At 72.8% G+C, this 21,592-nt stretch carries 19 protein-coding genes; 14 read left to right on the top strand and 5 right to left on the bottom strand.

All coding sequences use genetic code 11. From position 1 onward, the window contains the following. Nucleotides 1-42: 42 nt before the first annotated feature. A complete protein-coding gene (locus ACZ60B_RS31105; RefSeq protein WP_469392808.1) occupies nt 43-1,833 on the bottom strand; it encodes an FAD-binding dehydrogenase in 1,791 nt (596 codons plus the stop codon). A gap of 297 nt (nt 1,834-2,130) precedes the next feature. Between ACZ60B_RS31105 and ACZ60B_RS31100 the strand changes: the two genes are divergently transcribed. From ACZ60B_RS31100 to ACZ60B_RS31090, 3 genes are all read left to right on the top strand, one after another. Beyond that, a complete protein-coding gene (locus ACZ60B_RS31100; RefSeq protein ID WP_469392806.1) occupies nt 2,131-3,375 on the top strand; it encodes a PucR family transcriptional regulator in 1,245 nt (414 codons plus the stop codon). 82 nt (nt 3,376-3,457) lie between these two features. Further along, nucleotides 3,458-4,120: a lipoprotein gene (locus ACZ60B_RS31095; protein WP_469392804.1), complete on the top strand. Its 663-nt coding sequence runs from the start codon at nt 3,458-3,460 to the stop codon at nt 4,118-4,120. Nucleotides 4,121-4,328: 208 nt separating this feature from the next. Then, the gene (locus ACZ60B_RS31090) at nt 4,329-6,878 is read left to right on the top strand and encodes a discoidin domain-containing protein (RefSeq protein ID WP_469392802.1); all 2,550 of its coding nucleotides are present in this window, start codon (nt 4,329-4,331) and stop codon (nt 6,876-6,878) included. Nucleotides 6,879-6,951: 73 nt separating this feature from the next. Here the strand turns inward: ACZ60B_RS31090 and ACZ60B_RS31085 are convergent, their stop codons facing one another. Continuing rightward, nucleotides 6,952-7,785, bottom strand: a complete 834-nt coding sequence (locus tag ACZ60B_RS31085; protein ID WP_469392800.1) for a lysozyme — start codon at nt 7,783-7,785, stop codon at nt 6,952-6,954. 157 nt (nt 7,786-7,942) lie between these two features. On the opposite strand from ACZ60B_RS31085, the gene ACZ60B_RS31080 reads away from it, so the two are divergent. Both ACZ60B_RS31080 and ACZ60B_RS31075 read left to right on the top strand, forming a co-directional pair. Beyond that, complete coding sequence (locus ACZ60B_RS31080; RefSeq protein ID WP_469392798.1) at nt 7,943-8,578, top strand: hypothetical protein; 636 nt, start codon at nt 7,943-7,945, stop codon at nt 8,576-8,578. A 55-nt stretch (nt 8,579-8,633) separates the two neighbouring features. Continuing rightward, nucleotides 8,634-9,242, top strand: a complete 609-nt coding sequence (locus ACZ60B_RS31075; RefSeq protein ID WP_469392796.1) for a 3'-5' exonuclease — start codon at nt 8,634-8,636, stop codon at nt 9,240-9,242. Nucleotides 9,243-9,261: 19 nt separating this feature from the next. Here ACZ60B_RS31075 and ACZ60B_RS31070 read toward each other — a convergent pair whose 3' ends face one another. Together ACZ60B_RS31070 and ACZ60B_RS31065 are read right to left on the bottom strand one after the other, a co-directional pair. Next, entirely contained in the window at nt 9,262-9,882 is a 621-nt protein-coding gene (locus ACZ60B_RS31070; RefSeq protein ID WP_469392794.1) for a GNAT family N-acetyltransferase, read from the bottom strand. Then, nucleotides 9,879-11,465: a hypothetical protein gene (locus tag ACZ60B_RS31065; RefSeq protein WP_469392792.1), complete on the bottom strand. Its 1,587-nt coding sequence runs from the start codon at nt 11,463-11,465 to the stop codon at nt 9,879-9,881. Before ACZ60B_RS31065 ends, ACZ60B_RS31070 begins: the two co-directional genes overlap by 4 nt. Before the next feature lie 203 nt (nt 11,466-11,668). Here ACZ60B_RS31065 and ACZ60B_RS31060 point away from each other — a divergent pair, with 203 nt between their 5' ends. The 9 genes from ACZ60B_RS31060 (at nt 11,669) to ACZ60B_RS31020 (ending at nt 19,687) form a co-directional block, all read left to right on the top strand. Then, nucleotides 11,669-12,355 carry a TetR/AcrR family transcriptional regulator gene (locus ACZ60B_RS31060; RefSeq protein ID WP_469392790.1) on the top strand — a complete coding sequence of 229 codons (687 nt, stop codon included), beginning with the start codon at nt 11,669-11,671 and terminating at the stop codon, nt 12,353-12,355. Nucleotides 12,356-12,362: 7 nt separating this feature from the next. Beyond that, nucleotides 12,363-13,142 (top strand): SDR family NAD(P)-dependent oxidoreductase, encoded by a 780-nt coding sequence (locus ACZ60B_RS31055; RefSeq protein WP_469392788.1) that lies wholly within the window; start codon nt 12,363-12,365, stop codon nt 13,140-13,142. A gap of 20 nt (nt 13,143-13,162) precedes the next feature. Further along, entirely contained in the window at nt 13,163-14,203 is a 1,041-nt protein-coding gene (locus tag ACZ60B_RS31050) for an NAD(P)-dependent alcohol dehydrogenase (protein WP_469392786.1), read from the top strand. Nucleotides 14,204-14,395: 192 nt separating this feature from the next. Next, nucleotides 14,396-15,868, top strand: a complete 1,473-nt coding sequence (locus ACZ60B_RS31045) for an ATP-binding protein (RefSeq protein WP_469392784.1) — start codon at nt 14,396-14,398, stop codon at nt 15,866-15,868. Next, on the top strand, nt 15,865-16,287 hold the full coding sequence (locus ACZ60B_RS31040; protein WP_392615797.1) for a roadblock/LC7 domain-containing protein: 423 nt from the start codon (nt 15,865-15,867) through the stop codon (nt 16,285-16,287). The genes ACZ60B_RS31045 and ACZ60B_RS31040 overlap by 4 nt, the downstream gene beginning before the upstream one ends. Continuing rightward, nucleotides 16,284-16,643 carry a DUF742 domain-containing protein gene (locus tag ACZ60B_RS31035; protein WP_469392782.1) on the top strand — a complete coding sequence of 120 codons (360 nt, stop codon included), beginning with the start codon at nt 16,284-16,286 and terminating at the stop codon, nt 16,641-16,643. The genes ACZ60B_RS31040 and ACZ60B_RS31035 overlap by 4 nt, the downstream gene beginning before the upstream one ends. Then, entirely contained in the window at nt 16,618-17,223 is a 606-nt protein-coding gene (locus tag ACZ60B_RS31030) for a GTP-binding protein (RefSeq protein WP_152893752.1), read from the top strand. The genes ACZ60B_RS31035 and ACZ60B_RS31030 overlap by 26 nt, the downstream gene beginning before the upstream one ends. Then, nucleotides 17,220-18,458 (top strand): cytochrome P450 family protein, encoded by a 1,239-nt coding sequence (locus ACZ60B_RS31025; protein ID WP_469392780.1) that lies wholly within the window; start codon nt 17,220-17,222, stop codon nt 18,456-18,458. The genes ACZ60B_RS31030 and ACZ60B_RS31025 overlap by 4 nt, the downstream gene beginning before the upstream one ends. Further along, entirely contained in the window at nt 18,455-19,687 is a 1,233-nt protein-coding gene (locus ACZ60B_RS31020; protein WP_469392778.1) for a cytochrome P450 family protein, read from the top strand. The genes ACZ60B_RS31025 and ACZ60B_RS31020 overlap by 4 nt, the downstream gene beginning before the upstream one ends. A gap of 142 nt (nt 19,688-19,829) precedes the next feature. On the opposite strand, the gene ACZ60B_RS31015 is transcribed toward ACZ60B_RS31020, so the two are convergent. Beyond that, nucleotides 19,830-21,389, bottom strand: coding sequence for a helix-turn-helix domain-containing protein (locus tag ACZ60B_RS31015; RefSeq protein WP_469392776.1), 1,560 nt, complete (start codon nt 21,387-21,389; stop codon nt 19,830-19,832). Between the last annotated feature and the right edge of the window lie 203 nt (nt 21,390-21,592).

Genomic DNA, 21,592 nt, shown 5'->3' with positions numbered 1-21,592 from the left:
CGTGTCGCACGGGCCCTAGGGCCGGCCCACCGGCGGGACGGCTCAGGTCGCGGTGGCTGCCGCCGCCGCGCGTCCCGCCTGCCGGCCGGAGAACAGACAGCCGCCCAGGAAGGTGCCCTCCAGGGAGCGGTAGCCGTGTACTCCGCCGCCGCCGAAGCCGGCGACCTCTCCGGCCGCGTACAGGCCGGGGACGGGGGACCCGGTCTGGTCGAGGACGCGGCCGGAGAGGTCGGTCTGGAGACCGCCGAGGGTCTTGCGGGTGAGGATGTTCAGGCGCACGGCGATCAGCGGTCCTGCGCCGCCGTCCAGGATCTTGTGGATCGGGGCGGTGCGGCTCAGCGAGTCGCCGGGGTAGTTGAGCGCGTTGCGGATGCCCATCACCTGGACGTCCTTGGTGTAAGGGTTGTCGATCTCCCGGTCCCGGGCGTCGATCTGCCGTTTGAGGTCGGCCAGGTCGATGAGGCCGTTCCCGGTCAGCCTGTTCATTCCGGCGACGAGTTCGGGCAGTGTCGAGGCGACCACGAAGTCGACCCCGTTGTTCTTGAACTTCTCGATCGGTTCCGGGGTCTGCCAGATCCGGGACAGCAGTTGCAGGATGTTCTTGTTGGTGAGGTCCGGGTTCTGCTCGGAGCCGGAGAGCGCGAACTCCTTGGCGATGATCTTCTGGGTGGTGACGAACCAGGAGTAGTCGTAGCCCGAGCCGGTGATCGACTTGAGGGTGTGCAGGGTGTCGTACCCGGGGACGTCGGGGGCGTTGAAGCGTTTGCCGGTGGCGTCGAACCACATCGAGGACGGGCCGGGCAGGATGCGGATGCCGTGGTCCGGCCAGATCGGCGCGTAGTTCCTCAGCCCCTCGGTGTAGTGCCACATCCGGTCGGGGTTGACGATCCGGCCGCCCGCCGCCTGCGTGATCCCGAGCATCCGGCCGTCGACGTGCGCGGGCACGCCCGTGATCATGGTCTTCGGCGGAGCGCCCAGGCGGGCCGGCCAGTTCTGCCGGACCAGGTCGTGGTTGGCGCCGATGCCACCGGAGGTCACGACCACCACCGGGGCGCGCAGTTCGAATTCGCCCACGACGGTACGGGAACTGGGCTTGCCCCGGGCCGCGCCGCTCGGTTCCAGGATCGCGCCGCGTACGCCGGTGACCGCGCCGCCCGTGGTGACGATGCCGTCGACCCGGTGCCGGAACCGGAAGGCGACCTTGCCCGCGGCCACCGCGGCCCGCACCTTCTTCTCGAACGGCTCCACCACCGCGGGGCCGGTGCCCCAGGTGACGTGGAAGCGCGGCACCGAGTTGCCGTGGCCGTCCGCGAGGCCGCCGCCCCGCTCCGCCCAGCCGACGATCGGGAACCACTGCACACCGAGCCCGGACAGCCAGGACCGCTTCTCGCCGGACGCGAAGTCCACATACGCCTGGGCCCACTTGTAGGCCCAGTAGTCCTGGCCCGCCGGGTCGTCGACGCCCCGGTCGAAGCCGGCCGCGCCGAGCCAGTCCTGCCAGGCGAGGTCGTGCGAGTCCTTGACGCCCATGAGCCGCTGCTCGTCGGAGTCGACGAAGAACAGACCGCCGAACGACCAGAACGCCTGCCCGCCGAGCGAGGCTTCCGGTTCCTGGTCCAGGAGGAGCACCCGGCGGCCCGCGGCGGCCAGTTCGGCGGTGGCGACGAGTCCGGCGAGGCCGTGGCCGACGACGATCGCGTCCGCGTCCTGGGACGCCGCGGCGGCGGGGAAGGCGGCGACCGTCTGGGCGAGGGCCGCCGTGGCGAGCACCCCGCCGGTCACGGTCAGGGCGCGACGGCGGGTGATCCCGGTGGGGGCTGCGGGGTTCTCCATGGACTGCCTTCCGAGGAGGGACGGACGGGCGGCACGAGGGGGACGGCTGGGTACGGAACAGGGCGCGGCGGGTACGGGGGGCACGACGGGACTGCCGGTCGCGCGCCCGGCCGCACGACTGGGGTCGAAGGAGCGGGAGTTCGCGGGGGTGCACAGGTTGTTCCCGCGAGAAACACACTGTTACCGTCGGTAGCCCACAGGAAACCAGCTCGTCACGACAGCGCGGTAGTGGCCGGGCGTCAACGTGACCACCGCGTCGTTGTGGCCCGGCGACAGCCGCCGGACGGGAGGGGGCCCATGACCGTCGTCCACGGACCCGAGCCGGTCGCCGCGATCCTGCGGGCCATGGCCGCCGACACGGACGTGTGCGGCGAGCTGGTCCGCGCGGCCCGGACCCGCTCGCCGGCGCTGGCCCGGCTCGCCGAGGCGGAGACCCGCTCGCATGTCACCGCGATGGTCCGCGCGGCCGGCTCCTGGTTCACCGTGCTGGACCGTGCCGAGGCCGCGCAGTCGCTCGACGCGGCCGGGACGCTCGGCCCGGTCACGGCGATCGACACGGTCGGGTCGGTCGAGGCGATCGAGGCGCAGGACTTCAGCGCGGCCCTGCTGCTGGGCGCGGACCGGGCCGGTCAGGGAGTGCCGGTGACCGCCGTGCTGCGGGGTGTGCAGGCCGCGCTGACGCGGGCGGTGGAGATCACCGTGGACCGCTGCCGTTCGGCGGGCGTCTCCGACGGCACGCTCCTCACGGTGGTACTGCGGCTGAAGGAGTACGGGGACGCGCTGGAGCGGCACGTGGTGCACGGCTACCGGGCCGCGGAGGGCACGGCGCCGGACGGGGCCGACGCCTCCCGGGCCGGGCTGCTGCGCCGGCTGCTGGTCAGTGGGATCGTCCCGGACCCGCAGGACCTGGCGCGGGCCGGGGCGCGGCCGAACGCCGAGGGCCTGCTGCACTGCTTCGCCGCCGTCCCGGCCCACCCGCACACGCTCCGGTTCCCGCACGCGGTCACGGCGCGGCTGGACGGACACCTGGCGGGCCTGGGCCCCCGTCCGCCGACGGCCGGGGAATGCGCGCCGGGCGCTCTCGTGGTGGTCGCGCCGGCCGCTCCCCCGGCCGGGCTGAGCGCCCTGTACGGGTTGTGCGTGCGCGCCGTGGACCTCGCGGGCCGCCAGGGGCGGCACGGGCTGTACGAGCTCACGGACTTCGCCGCCGAGATCGCGCTGGCCGACCAGCCGCTCCTTGGCGCCCAGTTGAGCCGCCGTCTGCTCGGCGCGCTCGACCCCGCGGACGGATTCCATCGTCAACTGGCGCGCACCGCACTCACCTTCCTCGACTGCGGCCGTCGGCTCGACCAGACCGCGGCGGCGCTGTTCACCCACCCGAACACCGTGCGCTACCGGCTCGGCCGGCTCCAGCAGATCACCGGCGGATCCCTCGCCGACCTGCCGCCCGCCGGGAGCTCCGGGCCGGTGCACGCGCTGCACTGGTGGTGGGCGCTCACCACCTGGCTGGGGACGGACGGGCAGCCGCCCGCGCGCCCCTGACCGGACGCCGTCGCCCACGCCCGCCCTGCCCTGCCCCGCCCTCGGCTACGCTGATCCACCGGGATCGAGGGGAGACACGTACATGCAGGTCGGGGCAGGGATCAGACGGCACGGATGGGCGCAGCTCCTGGTGCTGGCGGCGGCGTTGACGGCGTGCGGCCAGGACGCGGAGCCGGACGCCAAGCCGTCGGCGCAGTCGTCGACACGGACCTCCACGCCCGGGGCCACGGCGACGGCCGTCGCGAGCGGCGGCACCGTCGGCGCCCCGGGATCGGCCTGCGCGTTGCCCGTCACCTTCGCCACCGTCCGCGACTGGAAGGCCGAGGCGATCGACAACTCGGCTTCGGACAGTGGTGAGTTCGGCGATCTGGCGCTGCGTCAGGGACCGGTCACGGCCGTGTGCGAGATCGACGCCAAGCCCGCCGGGAACATCGGCTTCCTGCGCGTGTTCACCGGCCCGCCCGGCGACGCCGCCATCCGTTCCGTCCTGGAGGCCTTCGTCGCGGCCGAGGGCAAGGTCAGCGAGGCGAAGTACACCCCGTCCAGGACCGGCGGCCTCGACGGCGTCCAGGTGGACTACCTCTACTCCAGCGAGTTCCTGGACGAGCCGAAGCAGGAGAGCGCCCTGGCCGTCACCACGCCGGAGGGTCCGGTCGTCCTGCACCTCGGCGGGCTGGACACCGAGGAGCACAAGGCGATGCTCCCGGCGCTCGAACTCGCCCGGCGCACCCTGCGCGTCGGCTGACACCGGGTAGCCACCGCCACCCCGGAGCGTGACGCCGGGGTGGCCGCGTGGTGCGCCGCTCGGGATTTTCCGGTCCGGGGTCTTGCCGCCGTGTTGCGTCACCACTTAAATCAAATCCTGAACTAAGGCGCCCCACAAGTGCGTTCAGTGCGTTCACGTGCGTTCACGTGCGTTCCCCATTTTCGTCGCACCCGCAGAAAGCCAATCCATGAGACTCAGACTCAGATCCCTGGGTGTCGCGCTCGCCGCCACGGCAGCGCTGGTCACCCTCCCCGCCCACACCCCGGCGAGCGCGGCGGAGACGCCGCTGTCCCAGGGCAAGGCGGTGACGTCGTCGTCGGACGAGAACGCCGGCACCGCCGCCGCCTACGCCGTGGACGGCAACACCGCGACCCGCTGGTCCTCCGGCGCCGGCGACGACCAGTGGCTCCGGGTCGACCTGGGCGCCACGGCCTCGGTCACCCAGATCGTCCTCAACTGGGAGGCGGCCTACGGCAAGGACTACAAGGTCCAGATCTCCGCGGACGGCAGCACCTGGACCGACCTGAAGTCCGTCACCGGCGGCGACGGCGGCACGGACACCCTCGACGTCAGCGGCCAGGGCCGCTACGTCCGGATGTACGGCGTGCACCGCGCGACCCAATGGGGCTACTCCCTCTGGGAGTTCCAGGTCTTCGGCAGCACCGGCACCAGCCAGCCCGGCACCTGTTCCACGGCGAACGCGGCGCAGGGCAGACCCTCCTCCGCCTCCTCGACGGAGAACGCGGGCACTCCCGCCTCCGCCGCGTTCGACGGTAACGCCGGCACCCGCTGGTCCAGCCAGGCCGCGGACCCGCAGTGGCTCCAGGTCGACCTCGGCTCGGTCCAGAGCCTGTGCAAGGTCGATCTGACCTGGGAGGCCGCCTACGCCAAGGAGTTCCAGCTCCAGGCCTCCACGGACGGCCAGACCTGGACCACCCTCAAGAGCGTGACCGGTGCGACCGGCGGCTCGGCCTCGTACGACGTCAGCGGCTCGGGCCGCTACCTGCGGGTCAACGGGACGGTCCGCGCGACCCCGTACGGCTACTCCCTGTGGGAGGTCGCCGTGCACACCGGATCCGGGAGCGTCCCGCCCGTCCAGGGCGGCGGCGACCTGGGCCCGAACGTGATCGTCGTGGACCCCTCCACGCCCAACCTCCAGCAGAAGTTCGACCAGGTCTTCGCCCAGCAGGAGTCCAACCAGTTCGGCAGCGGCCGCTACCAGTTCCTGCTCAAGCCGGGGACGTACAACGGCATCAACGCCCAACTCGGCTTCTACACCTCGATCTCCGGACTCGGCCTCAACCCCGACGACACCCAGATCAACGGCGACATCACCGTGGACGCGGGCTGGTTCAACGGCAACGCCACGCAGAACTTCTGGCGTTCGGCGGAGAACCTCGCGCTCAGGCCCGTCAGCGGCGACGACCGGTGGGCCGTCGCGCAGGCCGCGCCGTTCCGCCGCATCCACGTCCAGGGCGGCCTCAACCTCGCCCCGAACGGCTACGGCTGGGCGTCCGGCGGCTACATCGCCGACTCGAAGATCGACGGCACCGTCGGCCCGTACTCGCAGCAGCAGTGGTACACCCGGGACAGCTCGGTCGGCGGCTGGACCAACGGCGTCTGGAACATGACCTTCACCGGTGTCCAGGGCGCCCCGGCCACGAACTTCGACAGCGGCCCGTACACCACCCTGGACAACACCCCGGTCTCGCGGGAGAAGCCGTTCCTGTACCTCGACGGCAGTGACTACAAGGTGTTCGTGCCCGCCAAGCGCACCAACGCGCGCGGGGTGTCCTGGCCGGCCAACGCGGGCGGCACCTCGCTCCCGCTCAGCCAGTTCTACGTCGTCAAGGCCGGCGCGACCGCCGCCACCATCAACGCGGCGCTCGCCCAGGGCCTCAACCTGCTGTTCACGCCGGGCGTCTACCACCTCGACCGGACCATCGACGTGACCCGCGCCGACACGGTGGTGCTCGGTCTCGGTCTGGCCACCCTGGTGCCCGACAACGGCGTCGACGCGATGCACGTCGCGGACGTCGACGGCGTCCGACTCGCCGGCTTCCTGATCGACGCCGGCTCGGTCAACTCCGACACCCTGCTCCAGATCGGCCCGGCCGGTTCGAGCGCCGACCACTCCGCCGACCCCACCACCATGCAGGACGTGTTCGTCCGGATCGGCGGGGCGGGTCCCGGGCTGGCCACCAACTCCGTCGTGGTCAACAGCGACGACGCCATCATCGACCACACCTGGCTGTGGCGCGCGGACCACGGCAGCGGCGTCGGCTGGGACACCAACCGGGCCGACTACGGCCTCAAGGTCAACGGCGACGACGTGCTGGCCACCGGCCTGTTCGTCGAGCACTTCAACAAGTACGACGTGCTGTGGAGCGGCGAGCGTGGCCGGACGATCTTCTTCCAGAACGAGAAGGCGTACGACGTGCCGAACGCCGCCGCCGTCACCCACGACGGCATCGTCGGGTACGCGGCTTACAAGGTCGCCGACTCGGTGAACGAGCACGAGGCGTGGGGGCTGGGCAGTTACTGCAACTTCACGACCGACTCCACGATCGTGCAGGCCCACGGCTTCCAGGTGCCGGTCAAGAGCGGCATCAAGATGCACGACCTGCTGGTGATCTCGCTGGGCGGCAAGGGGCAGTACGCCCACGTGGTCAACAGCACCGGCGCGCCGACGTCGGGGACGGACACGGTTCCGTCGAAGGTCACCCTGTTCCCGTGACCCGGAGTGGGTGACAGGTGATGGCGTACGCCCCGGGACGGACATGGCCGTCCCGGGGCGTACGCCGTCCGGGTCACCCGGTGGCGAGGGCCTGCACCTTGTCCAGGCCGCCGTTGAACCTGTCGTGGTCGCCGACCGTGGGTCCGGACGACGTGTACTGCCACATCGTGTGGGACGACCAGCCGGCCGGCAGGGCGCCCACGCTGGAGGCGTACCGGGCGATCCACAGCGGATTGCTCGCGGCGAAGCCGCCGTAGTCGCCGGTGCACTGGGTCCACCAGCTGGTGGCCGTGTAGATCACGGCGTCCCGGCCGGTGCGCTCCTCGTAGGTCTTGAGGAAGTCGCGGATCCAACTGACCATCCCGCTCTTCGACTTGCCGAAGCAGGCGTCGCCGTACGGGTTCCACTCGATGTCCAGCACACCGGGCAGCGTCCTGCCGTCGTCGGACCAGTCGCCACCGTGGTCGACGAAGTAGTTCGCCTGGCTGACGCCGCTGCTGGTGTCGGGGGTGGCGAAGTGGTACGCGCCGCGGATCATGCCGACGTTGTAGGAGCCGCCGTACTGCTGGGCGAAGGACGGATTCTTGTAGGACGTGCCTTCCGTGGCCTTGGTGTACGCCCATCTGACCCCGCTGTTCCACAGGGTCGACCAGGCGACGTCGCCCTGGTAGCTGGCGACGTCCACCCCCTCGCTCTGCGCGGACTTGGTCTCGACGGGGAGGCCGTCCTGGCCGTCATGGGCCACGACTCCCATGCCCATGTAGGCGCCGCCCCGCTCCAGCGAACCGTCGCCCCGCGTCGCCACAGCGGGGGGTTGAACGAGTGAGCACGCGCCGACCAGCAGGCCGGTGACCAACAGTCGGGGGCGGCCGATCGCCGCGATCGTGGGTATTCGCACGGAACCCATCTGAACCGCTGGGGCCCGTGACCGCATCCCAGATGCCGCCTGATGGGGCGACAGCGCCGCGCCCGGGTCCGAATGGCCGCGGCCGGGTCGCGGGGCCGGTGGGGCGTGCCGACGATGGATCCGACCCCCTCCGCCAGCACCGCCGAGGACACCCCCCATGACCCGTATCCCCTTCGCAGCCGCCTCCAGGTCCTCCAGGTCACGTCGGCCGGTTCCGGCCGTCGCGGCCCTCGCCTGTGCCGTCGTGATCGGCGCCCTCGCCGGCTGTGGCGGCGGTTCGCAGTCGAACACCCCCGCGGGCGGCACGTCCGCTCCGGTCACCGGCTCGTTCTCCGGCCTGCCGCCGTCCGCCCTGGCGTCCGCGGCGTCGTCCGCGGTCGCCTCGGCCAAGGCATCCGCGTCCGCGGCCGTCTCCTCCGCCGCCGCCCGGGCCTCGGAGTTCGAGGCCTCGGTGGACGCGGACACCGCCCGGGCGAGCGAGACCGCGAAGAAGGCCCTGGAGAACGTCCAGGGCAGCGGGAACGCCACCTCCGAGGTCGCCATGAGCGGGGTTCCCAAGGCGCAGACCGGAGGCGTGCTGGCGGTGCTGGTCCGCATCACCAACAAGACCAAGGCGAAGGCCTCGTACGCGGTGCAGGTCGATTTCGTGGACAAGGACGGCAAGGTGGTGGAGACCAGGTACGTAGGCGCGGAGAACCTGGCACCCGGCGCGAGCAAGGAGCCGATCGCGTTCAGCAGGCAGTCCGTCGACATGGACGTCACCGCCAAGCTCGCCAAGGCGCAGCGCTACTGACGTCCGCCGGGAAAATCAGGTGATCCGCGGGCTGCTCCTTCCCTACCGTTGGGGTATGGACACCACGGACGCCGACGGACTGCTGAACGTGATCGACCTGGAGGCGACCTGCTGGGACGGGCAGCCGCCGCCCGGTGCGGTGAGCGAGGTGATCGAGATCGGGCTCACCGTCGTCGACCTGCGCACCCGGGAGCGCACGGAGCGGCACCGGATCGTGGTGCGGCCCGTACGGTCCACGGTCTCGGCGTTCTGCACCGAGCTGACGGGGCTCACCCAGGCCGAGGCCGACCGTGGTGTCGGCTTCGCCGAGGCCTGCCGGACGCTGTCCGAGCGGTACGCGGCGGGCGTGCGGCCGTGGGCGAGCTGGGGTGACTACGACCGGCGCCAGTTCACCCGGCAGTGCCGGGCGCAGGGGGTGGCGTATCCGTTCGGCCACCCCGCCGAGCGTACGCATACCAATGCCAAGGCGGTCTTCGCCGCTGCCTACAAGCTGCGCGGACGGCCGGGCATGGCGCAGGCGCTGCGGCTGGCCGGGCTTCCGTTGGAGGGGCGGCACCACCGGGGTGAGGACGACGCCTGGAACATCGGTGCGCTCGTGCTCGACCTGGTGGCGCGCGGTGCCTGGCCGGTCCCGACGCCGGAGTCGGCGCCGGGGTCCGGGTGACCGGTCAGCGGGTGACCGGTCAACGGGTGTCGGTCGTCCTGCCCAGGTAGGTCAGCGGTCCCGGGTCCGGCACCGGGATCTCGTGGAAGCCGAGCCGGTCGTAGAACGCGCGGGCGTCGGTGTTGGCCGTGACCATGCCGAGGTGGACGGCCGGGACACCCCGATCGTGCAGGGCGTCGAAGAGCGTGTGCATCAACTGCCTGCCGTACCCGCGTCGTTGGAACTCGGGGAGCAGGTCGATGTGCAGGTGGGCGGGATATTCCTTGAGTTCGGGGAGCACCATGCGCTCGGGCCGGTGCAGCAGGTCGATCATCTCCTCGGTGGGCGTCGTGGCCGGTCCGGCGAGCGGCGGGTACCGGTCGACGACGCGCGGGATCCAGCGGTCGCGGACGTCCGGGGCGAACCGTTCGGTGTCGGCGGTGCCGACGACGTATCCGCCGACGCCGCCGCGTCCGTCGTCGAGGATGAACGCGAGCCCGGGTTCGAGGTGACAGTAGGGGGCGGCGAACAGGGTCGACATCAGCCGTGTGTCGGGGTAGATGTGCCGGGAGTCGCCGCCGAGGTCCGCGGTGCGGGCGCACACGTCCGCGACACCGTCGTCGTCGGTCGTGCGGTAGGAGCGTATGTGCGGCCCGCTCATGAGGTCACCCCGAAGCCCTGCGTCGTGTAGGCGCATTCCGTGTAGATGTAGCCGGACTCCAGCTTGGCCGTGTCCGAGCCGGCCGAGGCGGTGCTGTCGTTCTTGGGCCGGTGCACGAAGTACGTCGTGCCGACGGGGAGTCGGATGGTGCGCTGCGGATACTTCTTGCCGCTGTCGCTGCACGGTTCGAAGCCCGACAGGCTGGTCCCGGCGAAGGGGTAGACGGAGCAGCTCCCGCAGGCCTTGAGGGTGAAGCTGCCGGTGACCGGTCCCGTGTACAGGACGGTGATCTCGTCGGGGCTGTCGTTCTTGACGGTGACCGAGATGCTGCCGCCGGAGCGGTTCGTCGGGACGCGCTTGCCGGCGGCGGGCAGCGTCTGGGCGACCTCCGCCGCGATGGCGAACTTCTTGGCCAGCGCGGCCTTCCCGGAGCCCCGGTGGCCTGCCGCGTACGCGTTCATCGTGGCCTGCGCGTCCTCGAAGTCGCCGTCCTTGTACTGGTCGACTCCGCAGGTGTAGGTCCCCGCGTCGGCACTGGAACGGGCCCGCCGGGCGTCCTTGGCGAGGGCGTCGCCGATGTCGGCCGGCGCTCCCGACAGGCCGTCGATGCGGGTGCCCAGGGTCTTCAACTGCTCGACGCTCGTGCACGGTTCGCTGCCGCGCAGACCCTTCTCGGTGGTGCCGACGGCGGCGGCGACGGCCGGTTCGACCTTCGCGGCCTGCGCGGACTCCGGGAAGCCGGTGAGGAGTTCACCGAACCCGGTCGGCCAGGTGGCCTCACCGGTCGCCAGCGCGTCGGACGCGCACTCGTAGAGCGAGGTGGCCAGGCGGTCCTCGGGCCAGTCGGCCAGGTCGCCGAGGTCCGTGCCGGGCAGCGACTTCGGCACCGTGCGCAGGTACTTCAGCGGGGCCACCGCGTCGCAGTAGTTGCCCGCCGCGTACGGGGCGCCGACTGTCGTGTAGAAGGTCCTCATCCGGCCGGGCACCCGGGCCGCCGCCCGCGAGGCGGGATGCTGCGCGCGCAGGTCGGCGTAGACGGCCAGCGCCTTGCGGTAGTCGGCCCGCGCGCTCTCGAAGTGTTCTCCGCCGGTCGACTTCACCAGCCGGTCGGCCTCGTCGAGGCGGTCGAGGAGCATCTGCTCGACGGCCTCGTCGCGGGCGTTGTCGTAGAGCACGACGCCACCGGCCGGCGCGGCGAGCAGGACCAGTCCCAGCGCGAGCGCGAGGGGTGCGCGGGGCGGCCACGCCGGCCGGGTGCGCAGGCCCACGACCGCGCCGTGCGCCGCGACGGCGAGCAGGAACAGGGCGTAGAGGACGAGTGCGGCCCCGGGGACGCCGTCCGGGTCGGCCGGCAGTGCCACGAGAAGGAGTACCGCGGTCGCGGCCCAGCAGGCCGCCGCCAGGAGCCGTCTTCGGACGAGCAGGTAGCCGAGGCCCAGGCCGCTGAGGTTGAGGACGGCCACCGCGACCGCCCGGACGCCGTCGGGTGGTGCGGGTGGCGCGGGCGGCACGGGTGGTGGCGCCGGCGGCATCGGGGGCACCACGTAGTCACCTTGACGCGCGTCGTACCAGTCCCCGGACATGTCGGCTCCCCCTGTCAACTACGCCCGCATGTAAGCGAGTTGTCAGTCTAGGGGCGAAAACGGCACCCCGACAGTGCCGCCGGGGCCACATCACGGCCGATGTCACGGGCGACACCGCCCGCAGCCCCTTGATGTCCCCATGAGACAGATGTCTCGGCGGGTCTCATGTCTCATTGGGACATTACAGGTGTAGCCTCGTCCCCATGAAGGCAACGGAGCCCCCCATCGACCCGGCCGTCGGCGGCACCCTCGAGGACCGTCGCACACGCAAGGCCCGGCAGACCCGCAACGCGCTGGCCGCCGCCGCCCTGGAGCTGATCCTGGAACACGGCCTGGCGACGACCACGGTGGAGGCGATCGCGGAGCGCGCCGACGTCACCCGCCGTACCTTCAGCCGCCACTTCACCGGCAAGGAGGACGCGGCCCTCGACTTCGTCCGCGGCGACGGCGACGCCATCAACACCGCGCTGCGGGCCCGGCCCGCCGCCGAACCCCCGCTGCTCGCCTACCGCAGGGCGGTGCGGCGGTGGCTCGCCGACGAGGCGAACCCGGCCTGGCACCTGCGCCCCGAGATGCGGCGCCTGCTGGCCCTGGTGGACCGCGAGCCCGACCTGTTCGCCGCCTACGAGCGCATCCGGGTCGACGCCCAGGAGGAGTCGGTGCGGATCATCGCCGAGCGGCTCGGCACCGACGACGTCCGGGACGTGCGCCCGGCCGTCGTCGTGGACGCCGCCGCCGGCGTCCTCACCGCCGCGCTGCGCCTGTGGGCGCGCGGCGCGGCCGACCACGACCCGGCCACCGGGGACCTCGCCGCCCTGGTGGAGCGGGCCTACGACGCCCTGACCTCGGAGGCCGCGTCCGCGGCCGCCGAAAGCACTACCGAACAGTGAGCACAGCATGAGCACCACCCCCGCCACCGACTACGCCACCGAGTTCTCCGGCCGGACCGCGCTCGTCACGGGCGCCGCGTCCGGCATCGGCCTGGCCACCGCCCGCCGGCTGGGCGCCGGCGGCGCGAACGTCGTCATCGCCGACTACAACGCCGAGGGCGCCGAGCAGGCCGCCGCCGCACTCGGGGCGGAGGGCGTCAAGGCCGCCGCCGTGGCGCTGGACGTGACCCGGCCGCAGTCCGTCGAGGCGGCCGTCGCGTTCGCGGTCGACACCTTCGGCGGCCTGGACCTGGCAGTGAACAACGCCGGCATCGGCGGCCCGAGCGCCCCGACCGGCGCGTACGACATCGAGGCGTACGACCGTGTCGTACGCACCAACCTCGACGGCGTCTTCTACTCGATGCGCTACGAGCTCCCGGCCATCGAGGCGGGCGGCAGGGGCGGCGCGATCGTGAACGTCGCCTCCATCCTCGGCTCGGTCGCCTTCGCCGGCTCGGGCGCGTACGTCGCCGCCAAGCACGGCGTGGTCGGGCTGACGAAGACGGCGGCCGCCGAGTACGCCGCGCAGGGCATCCGCGTCAACGCGGTCGGCCCGGGCTTCATCGAGACCCCGCTGCTCAAGGGCATGGACCAGGCGGCCTACGACGGGCTGGTGGGCCTGCACCCGGCCGGCCGCCTGGGCCGCTCCGAGGAGGTCGCCGAACTGATCGCCTTCCTGCTGTCCGAGCGTGCCTCGTTCGTGGCCGGCGGCTACCACCTCGTCGACGGCGCCTACACGGCCGTCTGAGCAGCGCAAGGAGATCCGCCATGAAGGCGCTTCAGTACCGCACGATAGGCGCCCCGCCCGAGGTCGTGACCGTACCCGATCCCGAACCCGGCCCCGGCCAGGTCCTGTTGAAGGTCACCGCCGCCGGGGTGTGCCACTCCGACATCGCGGTGATGAGCTGGCCCGCCGAGGGCTTCCCCTACGGCCTTCCGCTCACCCTCGGCCACGAGGGCGTGGGCACGGTCGCCGCGCTGGGCGCGGGTGTGACCGGGGTGAAGGAGGGCGACGCCGTCGCGGTCTACGGCCCCCAGGGCTGCGGGACCTGCGCCAAGTGCGTGCAGGGCAAGGAGAACTACTGCCTGCGCGCCGAGGAGCTCGGCATCCGTCCGCCGGGGCTCGGCGCACCGGGCTCGATGGCCGAGTACCTGCTCGTCGACGACCCCCGGCACCTGGTGCCGCTGGACGGCCTCGACCCGGTCGCGGCGGTGCCGCTGACCGACGCCGGCCTGACCCCGTACCACGCGATCAAGCGGTCGCTGCCCAAGCTGGTGCCGGGCTCCACCGCGGTCGTCATCGGCGCCGGCGGTCTCGGGCACGTCGCGATCCAGCTGCTGCGCGCGATGACACCGGCCCGGGTCGTCGCCCTGGACGTGAGCGAGGACAAGCTGCGCCTGGCGCGCGAGGTCGGCGCGCACGAGGTGGTGCTCTCGGACCCGCGGGCCGCGGCCACGGTGCGCGAACTCACCGGCGGAGTGGGCGCGGAGGCCGTGTTCGACTTCGTCGGCGCACAGCCCACCGTGACCACGGCCGGCGCCGTCGCCGCCGTCGAGGGCGATGTCACGATCGTCGGCATCGCCGGCGGTTCGCTGCCCGTCGGCTTCGGCAGCCTGCCCTTCGAGGTGTCGGTGAGCGCACCCTACTGGGGCAGCCGCGGCGAACTGGTCGAGGTGCTGGCGCTGGCCCGCTCGGGTGCCGTGTCCGTGCACACCGAGACCTTCTCCCTGGACGAGGCACCGCTCGCCTACGAGCGGCTGCACGCGGGGAAGATCAACGGTCGCGCGGTGGTCCTGCCGCACGGCTGAACTTCAACTCATAGTCAGCACAAGGCAATTCAGACAGTCGGAACAGAACTGAACAGAGGTCGGGCCGTTTTGGTCCCAACTGATCCTCGACCGTGCGAGAGCGGTCGATGACAGTGTGTACTGTGCTGCGAGCGCGCCTCGACAGCGGGGCTCGGACCCCTGCCCCGACCGACTTTCCCTGGAACCGATTCGATGATCGAATTACCGGACCTCGTGACCGGCGGACTCACCGCAGGCACCCTGTCCGCGCTCGCCCTCGGCGGCCTGTTGCTGCGGTCGCGGCGCCAACAGCACCGGCAACGCCTGGAGATAACCTCCTTGCGCACCCAACTGGACGGCCGTTCCCGTGCCTTCACCGCCGAGGTCGAGCACCTCGCGACCCGGCGCCTGCCCGCCGCCGCCCGGCAGCCCGCCCACCGGCACATCACGGTCCCCGGCCCGCTCCGGACGCAGACCGACGGAACCCCGCTGGGCATCGCGCTGGAGAGCGTCCTGGACGGGCTGCGCGCCGAACTGGCCGCGCAGCGCACCCGGATCGACGCGGCCGCGCAGGCCGGGATGCGCGGCGCCACCCGGGAGATCCAGGCGGCCCTGTACCGGCTCCAGGACGCCCTGCGCGCGCTGCAACAACGGTACGACGACCCCGAGTTGACGCTGACCCTGTTCCAGCTCGACCACGAGAACGAGCAGTCCCTGCGCCGGGCGCAGATCGCCGCGGTGGTGTGCGGGGCCTGGGTCGGACTGGCGCGCGAGGAATCGCACCTGGTCGACGCCGTCACCGGCGGCCAGGCACGCGTGCCCGGCTACCACCGGGTCAAGGTCCACAACCATCTCCGGCCCGGCACCGCGCTGGTGTCGCACGCGGTCGAGCCCGCCGCCATCATCGTGGCCGAACTGCTCGACAACGCGCTGCGGCACTCCGCGCCGGACACCGACGTCGTGGTGAACCTGGAGCACGTCCACCACGGAGTGTGCGTCACGGTCGACGACGCGGGCCTCGGCATGACCGAGGACGAACGCGCCCGCGCCCAGCGACTGGTGGGCGGTCGTGACCCGATCCTGCTGACCGACCTCGGCGACCCGCCCCGCATGGGCCTGGCCGCGATCGGCCAGCTCACCCGGCAGTTCGACCTGACCGTGGACGTCTCCTCGCCCTCCCCCTACGGCGGTGTGCGCGCGGTGCTGCGGGTCGACAGCCACCTCCTCAGCCGCATCGATCCGGCCGAACGACCGCCTGCGGCCAGCGCCCCGCGCACCACGCACGTCCCGCAGGATCCGGACCCGGCCGCCGCCGCACCGGCCACCGACACCCCGGCCCACACCTACGGGACCGACCCCGACGACGACGCCTCGGCGTCCGGTTCCGGGCACACCCCGGAGCACGACGAGGCCCCGGCCGACCCCCGGGACACCGGCGGACTGCCGCAGCGCCGCCGCCGGCCACGGGTGAGCGCCGCCGCCGAGGCCACCCCGCCCCGCCCGGCCCGCCGCCCCGAGGAGGCCGCCGCGGCCCTGGGCGCGCTCCAGTCCGCCACCGCCGCGGCCCGCTCCGCGGCCGCCGCGGACCCCGGCGCCGCCCCGGAACCCGCCGTCGCGCGCCGGTCGGCGGAAGACGGCGCCGACACCACCGAACAGACCGACCACGAAGGAGGAACGGCTCGATGACCAGCCGCGACACGGGTGACATGGCATGGGTCCTGGAGCCGATCCTTCAGGTGCCGCACGTGGTGGCCGCCGTGCTGCTGACCAGGGACGGACTCGTCAAGGGATACACCGACGCGCTGTCCCGGCCGTCGGCGGAGCGGGTGGCCGCCATCACCAGCACCGTGCAGGGGGCCTGCCGGACCGCCGCGGCGGCGTTCGCCGACCGGGACCGGGCCGAGGTGCGACAGGTCGTCATCGAGTCCGACCACGGCTACGTACTGATCGTGCCCACGGACCACGGCACCTGTGTGGCCGCGTACGGGGACCCGGAGGCCCGGCTCGACCTGCTCGGTCACCGGGTCCACTCCCAGGTGGCCCGGCTGGGCGAGAAGGCGATGGCCGCCGCGCCCCGGGGAACCGACGGCGGCGCGCCGACATGACCGGCCGCCCAGGCGGCCGTCCCCTGGTTCCCGCGTACCTGTCGACCGGCGGAGTGGCGCGGCCCAGCCGACCCCATCTGGAGCGGTTGTCGGTGCTCACCGGCAGCGGAGAGACCGCGCCCACGGATCTGGCGGCGGCTCAACTCGCCCTGCTGGAAGTCCTTGACGACGGTTCGCTGACGGTGGTGGAGGCGGCCGCGCTGCTGCGGCTGCCGGTCTCCGCGGTGCGGGTCCTCACGGCCGCTCTCCTCGACCGGGGCCTGGTCCTCGCCCGTGCGCCGATCCCGACCGCCGACCGGTTCGAACCCGACCTGCTGAAGAGAGTGGCCGATGGCCTCCGCGCCCTCAAGCACTAGTGGCATCCACCTGCCCGACACCGCCCGCGACCTGGTGAAGATCCTGGTCGCGGGCCCCTTCGGCGTGGGCAAGACGACCCTGATCGACTCGGTGTCGGAGATCCGGCCGCTGCACACCGAGGAGCACCTCACCCAGGCGTCCGAGCAGGTGGACGACCTCGACGGGGTGCGGGAGAAGGCGACCACCACCGTAGCCATCGACTTCGGCCGGATCAGCCTGCCGGGCGGGGTCGTGCTGTACCTGTTCGGCACGCCGGGACAGGAGCGGTTCCGCTCGCTGTGGGACGACATCGCGTACGGCGCGCTGGGGGCCCTGGTGCTGGTCGACAGCCGGCGCATCGACGCGTCGTTCGACGTGCTGGGGCTGGTGGAGGAGACCGGGCTGCCGTACGCGGTCGCCTTCAACGCCTTTCCCGACGCCCCGCGCCACCACACCCCCGAACAGCTGCGCGCCGCCCTGGACCTGGAGCCGGGCACCCCCATGGTGACGTGCGACGCGCGGGACGCGAACTCCTCCCTCGACGCACTGCTCGCCCTGGTCGAGCACCTGATCGACCGCGACCCCCCGGAGAACCGGTGACCACCCTGCCCCCCGCCCAAGAGGCCTTCTCCCGCTCCGCGCCCGTACGGCTGTGGGAGGAGGGCTTCGCCCGCGATCCCGACCGCTACTACGCCGCGCTGCGCGCCCAGGGACCGGTCGGCTGGGGCGAACTCGCGCCGGGCGTACCGGCGTACATCGTCACCGAGCGGCAGGCCGCGCTGGAGGTGCTGCGCGACACCGACGCCTTCTCGCACGACCCCCGGGCGTGGGAGAACACGGTCCCGGACGACTCGCCCGTGCTCGGCATGATGCGGTGGCGGCCCAACGCGCTGTTCGCCGACGGCGCCGACCATGTCCGCTACCGCACCACGCTCATCGACGTCTTCGACGACGTCGAACCGCACGACCTGCGCTCCCGGGTGCACCGCGCGGTGAACGTGCTGGTGGGCCGGTTCGGGCCGAGCGGCCGGGCCGATCTGGTGGCCGACTTCTCGCGGCCGCTGATGGCACTGGTCTTCAACAACCTGTTCGGGCTGCCGGACAGCCAGGGCGACCGGCTGAACCAGGGCCTCGGCAAGATGATGGAGGGCGGCGACCAGGCGGTCGAGGGGGAGGCCGAGTTCGCGCGGTACGTGCTGGGGCTCATCGCGGCCAAGGCCGAGCGGCGCGGCGACGACCTGCCCAGCCGGCTGCTGGACCATCCGGCCGGACTGACCGCGGAGGAGGTCACCTGGCAGGTGTTCCTCACCCTCGGCGCCGGCTTCGAGCCGACCGCGAACCTGCTGTCCAACGCGCTGTCCAGGATCCTCGGCAACCCCCTCTACTACTCCACCCTCACCAGCGGGGCGCGACCGGTCATGGACGCGGTCCTGGAGGTCCTCCACCACGAGACGCCCCTGGCCAACTACGGCATCTACTACGCGGTCGAGCCGCTGGAGTTCCACGGGGCGTGGATCCGGGCCGCGGTGCCGGTGGTCGTGTCCTACGGGGCGCTCGGCCGCTTCGCCGAGCGCAAGGTGACCTCCGGGCGCCGCCCGAACGACGCCTCGCACCTGTCCTGGGGCGCCGGACCGCACACCTGCCCGGTACGGCAGCACACGCTGCTCATCGTGACCGAGGCGATCGAGCGGCTCACCCAGTGGCTGCCCGACGTGGAACCCGTGCTCGCCCGCGAGCGCCTGAGCTGGCGGCCCGGCCCCTTCCACCGCTCGCTGACCGCGCTGCCCGTCCGTTTCAGCCCCCGCTCCCCCGACCAGCCAGGAGACCCCGCATGAGCGTCACCGACCGCGTCGCCCTCGACCCGTTCGGCACCGACATCCCGGCCGAGAGCGCGCGGCTGCGCGCTCTCGGCCCGATCGTGCCGGTGGAGCTGCCCGGCGGCATCCCCGCCTGGGCGCCGACCGGCTACGACACCCTCAAGGAGCTGATCCTCGACCCGCGGGTCAGCAAGGACCCGCGGCTGCACTGGCGGCTGTGGCCCGAGGTCGGCGAACACCCCGCCTGGGGCTGGATCCTGGGCTGGGTGGGCGTGGTCAACATGCTCTCCACCTACGGCGGCGACCACACCCGGCTGCGCAGGCTGGTGGCGCCCAGCTTCACCCACCGGCGCACCGAGGCGCTGCGCCCCCGGGTCGAGGCGGTCACGGCGGAACTGCTCGACGCGCTGGCCGAGGCCGGCCAGGACGGCGCGTCCGTCGATGTGAAGGAGGGGTTCGCACACCCGCTGCCGATGCGCATCATCTGCGAACTGTTCGGTGTGCCGGAGGAGTTGCGGGACGCCACCGCCCGGCTCATCGCGGCCATCATGGACACCTCCGACCCGACCCCGGAGCACGCCGCCTTCGTGCAGGAGCAGATCGGTACGGTCCTGGGCTCGCTCATCGCCCACCGCAGCGAGCACCCCGGCGACGACCTGACGACCGAGCTGATCCGGGTGCGGGACGAGGAGGGCGACCGGCTCGCCGACGACGAGCTGCTCTACACCCTGCTGCTGGTGATCGGGGCGGGCTTCGAGACGACCGTGAACCTCATCGGCAACGCGGTCGTCGCCCTGCTGAAGGACCCCGGGCAGCTCGCGGCGGTGCGGGCGGGCGAGACCGGCTGGGACGCGGTCGTCGACGAGACGCTGCGGGTGCACCCGTCCATCGCCTCGCTGCCGCTGCGGTTCGCCGTCGAGGACCTGAAGGTCGGCGACGTGACGATCCCGGCCGGCGACGCGATCATCACCACGTACGCGGCCGCGGGGGTGGACCCCGCGCACTACGGGCCGGACGCGGACACCTTCGACGCCTCGCGCGGGGCCGACGACCATCTGGCGTTCGGGATCGGGGTGCACCGCTGCATCGGCGCGCCGCTGGCCCGGATGGAGGCCCTGACCGCGCTGCCCGCGCTGTTCGACCGCTTCCCCGGTCTGGCGCTCGCCGTCGACGCCGAGGAGCTGCGCCAGGTGCCGTCGTTCATCGCCTTCGGCTGGCAGCGGATCCCGGTCCGGCTGCACGGCTGACTCCGAAGTCCTCGGGGTCCTGGGTACCGCGCCGGGGCCGACCGGTCCCCCGTTCCGGTCGCGCCCCGGCGACTCCCCGAACCTATGTGGATGAGGTACGGGTTGTGAATCGCGGGCGTGCCCGGTGGCCGGCCCGCGGGACTCACCTGTGCACAAGTGCGCCCGGATGGCCCGTTTCCTCCGGGTGAGGCCGCGGACCGAGGGCGGGCCGGTCGAGGTCGTCGGTGACCAGGTGGGCCAGGACGACCTCGTACAGATCGCTGCCCGCGGTCAGCAGCCGGCGCTCGAGTACCGGCTCGGCGCTGCGGACGTGCTCCCGTACGGTCTGGGCGTGGACGCCGATCCGCTGCGCGGCCCGTTCCGCGTTGCCGCCCGCGGCGAGCCAGGCGCGCAGGCTGCCGCGCAGGTCGCGGGCGTCGGTGTCCAGCCGGCCCAGCAGGTCCTGGGCCCAGGTGCGCAGCGCGGGCCCGGTGAGCAGGTCGTCCAGGCGGGCGGGGTCCGGCCGCGCGGCGGTCCCGTCCGTCGGGAGGCCGACCTGGGTGTTCAGCGCCAGGTGGACGGCGGCCCGGACGGTGAGCGCGGAGAAGTCCGTGCCCAGCAGGGACTCCACGCGTTCCATCCGGGCGCGGACGGTGTTGCGGCTGACGCCGAGGATCTTGGCCGCGTTCACGGCCGTGAACTCCAGCCCGAGCCGGGTGGTGGCGAGCAGTTCGGCGCTGGTGTGGTGCGCGAGCGTGTCGAGCGGGCGCAGCAGGGCCGAGGTCCAGGCGCGGAGCGCGGCGGGGTCCATCAGCCGTCCGGGATGGGTGCGCTCGGCGTACACGGCGGTGCGGTCCGGGCGGAAGCGGGCGACGGCGAGGGCGCTGACCGCCTGTCCGTAGGCGGTGGCGGTGCACGCGAGGTTCTGCCGGGTGCTGCCGCCGAGGTAGGTGTCGGCGCGGTCGGCGATCAGTGCGCGCAGGTCCTCGTCGGTGGCCTCGCGGGGCGTGACGACGATGACGTGGGCGTCCATGGCGGGGCAGCGCACGACCAGGGCCTGTTCGCCGGTCGCCTCCACACATCGCTCGGCGAGTTCGTCGCGCTCCTCGATGCGGCCCTCGACGACGTAGACGCCGGCCGTGTCGGTGTCGAGCAGGCCGGGCCAGAGCCCCGCGGCGACCCGGCGCGCCGAGACGGTGTCCTCCACCATCAGCAGTTGCAGGATGGCCAGCCGCAGATCGGCGGCGGCGCGCTGGAGCCGGCGTCCGGTCGTGGTCGTGCGGTGGGCCCGCAGCAGCACTTCGAGGACGGCGGCGGTGTGGGTGACGATCTCGGAGGCACGCCGGTCGAAGGGGCCGGCGCGCTCCACGGTCAGCAGGCCGGCCGAGGACCCGCGCTGGAGTTCGATCCTGACCAGCCTCAGATGGCGCCCGCGGCCGTGCCAGGCCGCGGAGGCGATCCGGCCGGCGACGACGTCGGCGGCCAGGGACTCATCGGGCAGGGACGCATCGGCCGGGGACTCATCGGGGAGGGACCCGTCGGAACCGGACCCGCCGGGGAGGGCGGCCGGACCGGCGAGCAGGGCGCCCGCGTCGTCCCGCAGGGACACGGTCGCGTCCACCGTGGCGGCGAGCCAGTCGACGACCTTGCCGACGTCGCGTGCGGCGGGGCGCAGCAGCTCCAGAAGTTCCTGCGCCCATGCCGAGGTGTCGCCCTCCGTCATGCCGTCCTCCCTCCTCAGAGCTCCGTACCGCCGCTGACCTCAGGTTTCCTGGTCGGCGACGTTACCTCACGACCGGTCGACGCCGACAGGGCCGCGTGCGCGGCCCACCGCCGGGGGCGCGGTCCACCGCCACCGGCGCCGCCCCGCCCGCTCCGGCCCGGTTCCGCCTGCGGCGCGGCCCGCCTCGCTCGGCATAAGCTCGT

Source organism: Streptomyces sp. NPDC104096, assembly GCF_055584385.1.
The sequence above is the reverse complement of the archived record's forward strand: the minus strand, read 5'-3'. Positions and strand labels throughout refer to the sequence as shown.

What these genes read in the sequence shown, in the direction of transcription:
- ACZ60B_RS31075 (WP_469392796.1), top strand. Translation starts at nt 8,634, where the DNA reads ATGGACACCACGGACGCCGACGGACTGCTGAACGTGATCGACCTGGAG.
- ACZ60B_RS31095 (WP_469392804.1), top strand. Translation starts at nt 3,458, where the DNA reads ATGCAGGTCGGGGCAGGGATCAGACGGCACGGATGGGCGCAGCTCCTG.
- ACZ60B_RS31045 (WP_469392784.1), top strand. Translation starts at nt 14,396, where the DNA reads ATGATCGAATTACCGGACCTCGTGACCGGCGGACTCACCGCAGGCACC.
- ACZ60B_RS31070 (WP_469392794.1), bottom strand. Translation starts at nt 9,882, where the DNA reads ATGAGCGGGCCGCACATACGCTCCTACCGCACGACCGACGACGACGGT.
- ACZ60B_RS31035 (WP_469392782.1), top strand. Translation starts at nt 16,284, where the DNA reads ATGACCGGCCGCCCAGGCGGCCGTCCCCTGGTTCCCGCGTACCTGTCG.
- ACZ60B_RS31030 (WP_152893752.1), top strand. Translation starts at nt 16,618, where the DNA reads ATGGCCTCCGCGCCCTCAAGCACTAGTGGCATCCACCTGCCCGACACC.
- ACZ60B_RS31105 (WP_469392808.1), bottom strand. Translation starts at nt 1,833, where the DNA reads ATGGAGAACCCCGCAGCCCCCACCGGGATCACCCGCCGTCGCGCCCTG.
- ACZ60B_RS31100 (WP_469392806.1), top strand. Translation starts at nt 2,131, where the DNA reads ATGACCGTCGTCCACGGACCCGAGCCGGTCGCCGCGATCCTGCGGGCC.
- ACZ60B_RS31055 (WP_469392788.1), top strand. Translation starts at nt 12,363, where the DNA reads ATGAGCACCACCCCCGCCACCGACTACGCCACCGAGTTCTCCGGCCGG.
- ACZ60B_RS31020 (WP_469392778.1), top strand. Translation starts at nt 18,455, where the DNA reads ATGAGCGTCACCGACCGCGTCGCCCTCGACCCGTTCGGCACCGACATC.
- ACZ60B_RS31090 (WP_469392802.1), top strand. Translation starts at nt 4,329, where the DNA reads ATGAGACTCAGACTCAGATCCCTGGGTGTCGCGCTCGCCGCCACGGCA.
- ACZ60B_RS31040 (WP_392615797.1), top strand. Translation starts at nt 15,865, where the DNA reads ATGACCAGCCGCGACACGGGTGACATGGCATGGGTCCTGGAGCCGATC.
- ACZ60B_RS31085 (WP_469392800.1), bottom strand. Translation starts at nt 7,785, where the DNA reads ATGGGTTCCGTGCGAATACCCACGATCGCGGCGATCGGCCGCCCCCGA.
- ACZ60B_RS31015 (WP_469392776.1), bottom strand. Translation starts at nt 21,389, where the DNA reads ATGACGGAGGGCGACACCTCGGCATGGGCGCAGGAACTTCTGGAGCTG.
- ACZ60B_RS31065 (WP_469392792.1), bottom strand. Translation starts at nt 11,465, where the DNA reads ATGTCCGGGGACTGGTACGACGCGCGTCAAGGTGACTACGTGGTGCCC.
- ACZ60B_RS31080 (WP_469392798.1), top strand. Translation starts at nt 7,943, where the DNA reads ATGACCCGTATCCCCTTCGCAGCCGCCTCCAGGTCCTCCAGGTCACGT.
- ACZ60B_RS31050 (WP_469392786.1), top strand. Translation starts at nt 13,163, where the DNA reads ATGAAGGCGCTTCAGTACCGCACGATAGGCGCCCCGCCCGAGGTCGTG.
- ACZ60B_RS31060 (WP_469392790.1), top strand. Translation starts at nt 11,669, where the DNA reads ATGAAGGCAACGGAGCCCCCCATCGACCCGGCCGTCGGCGGCACCCTC.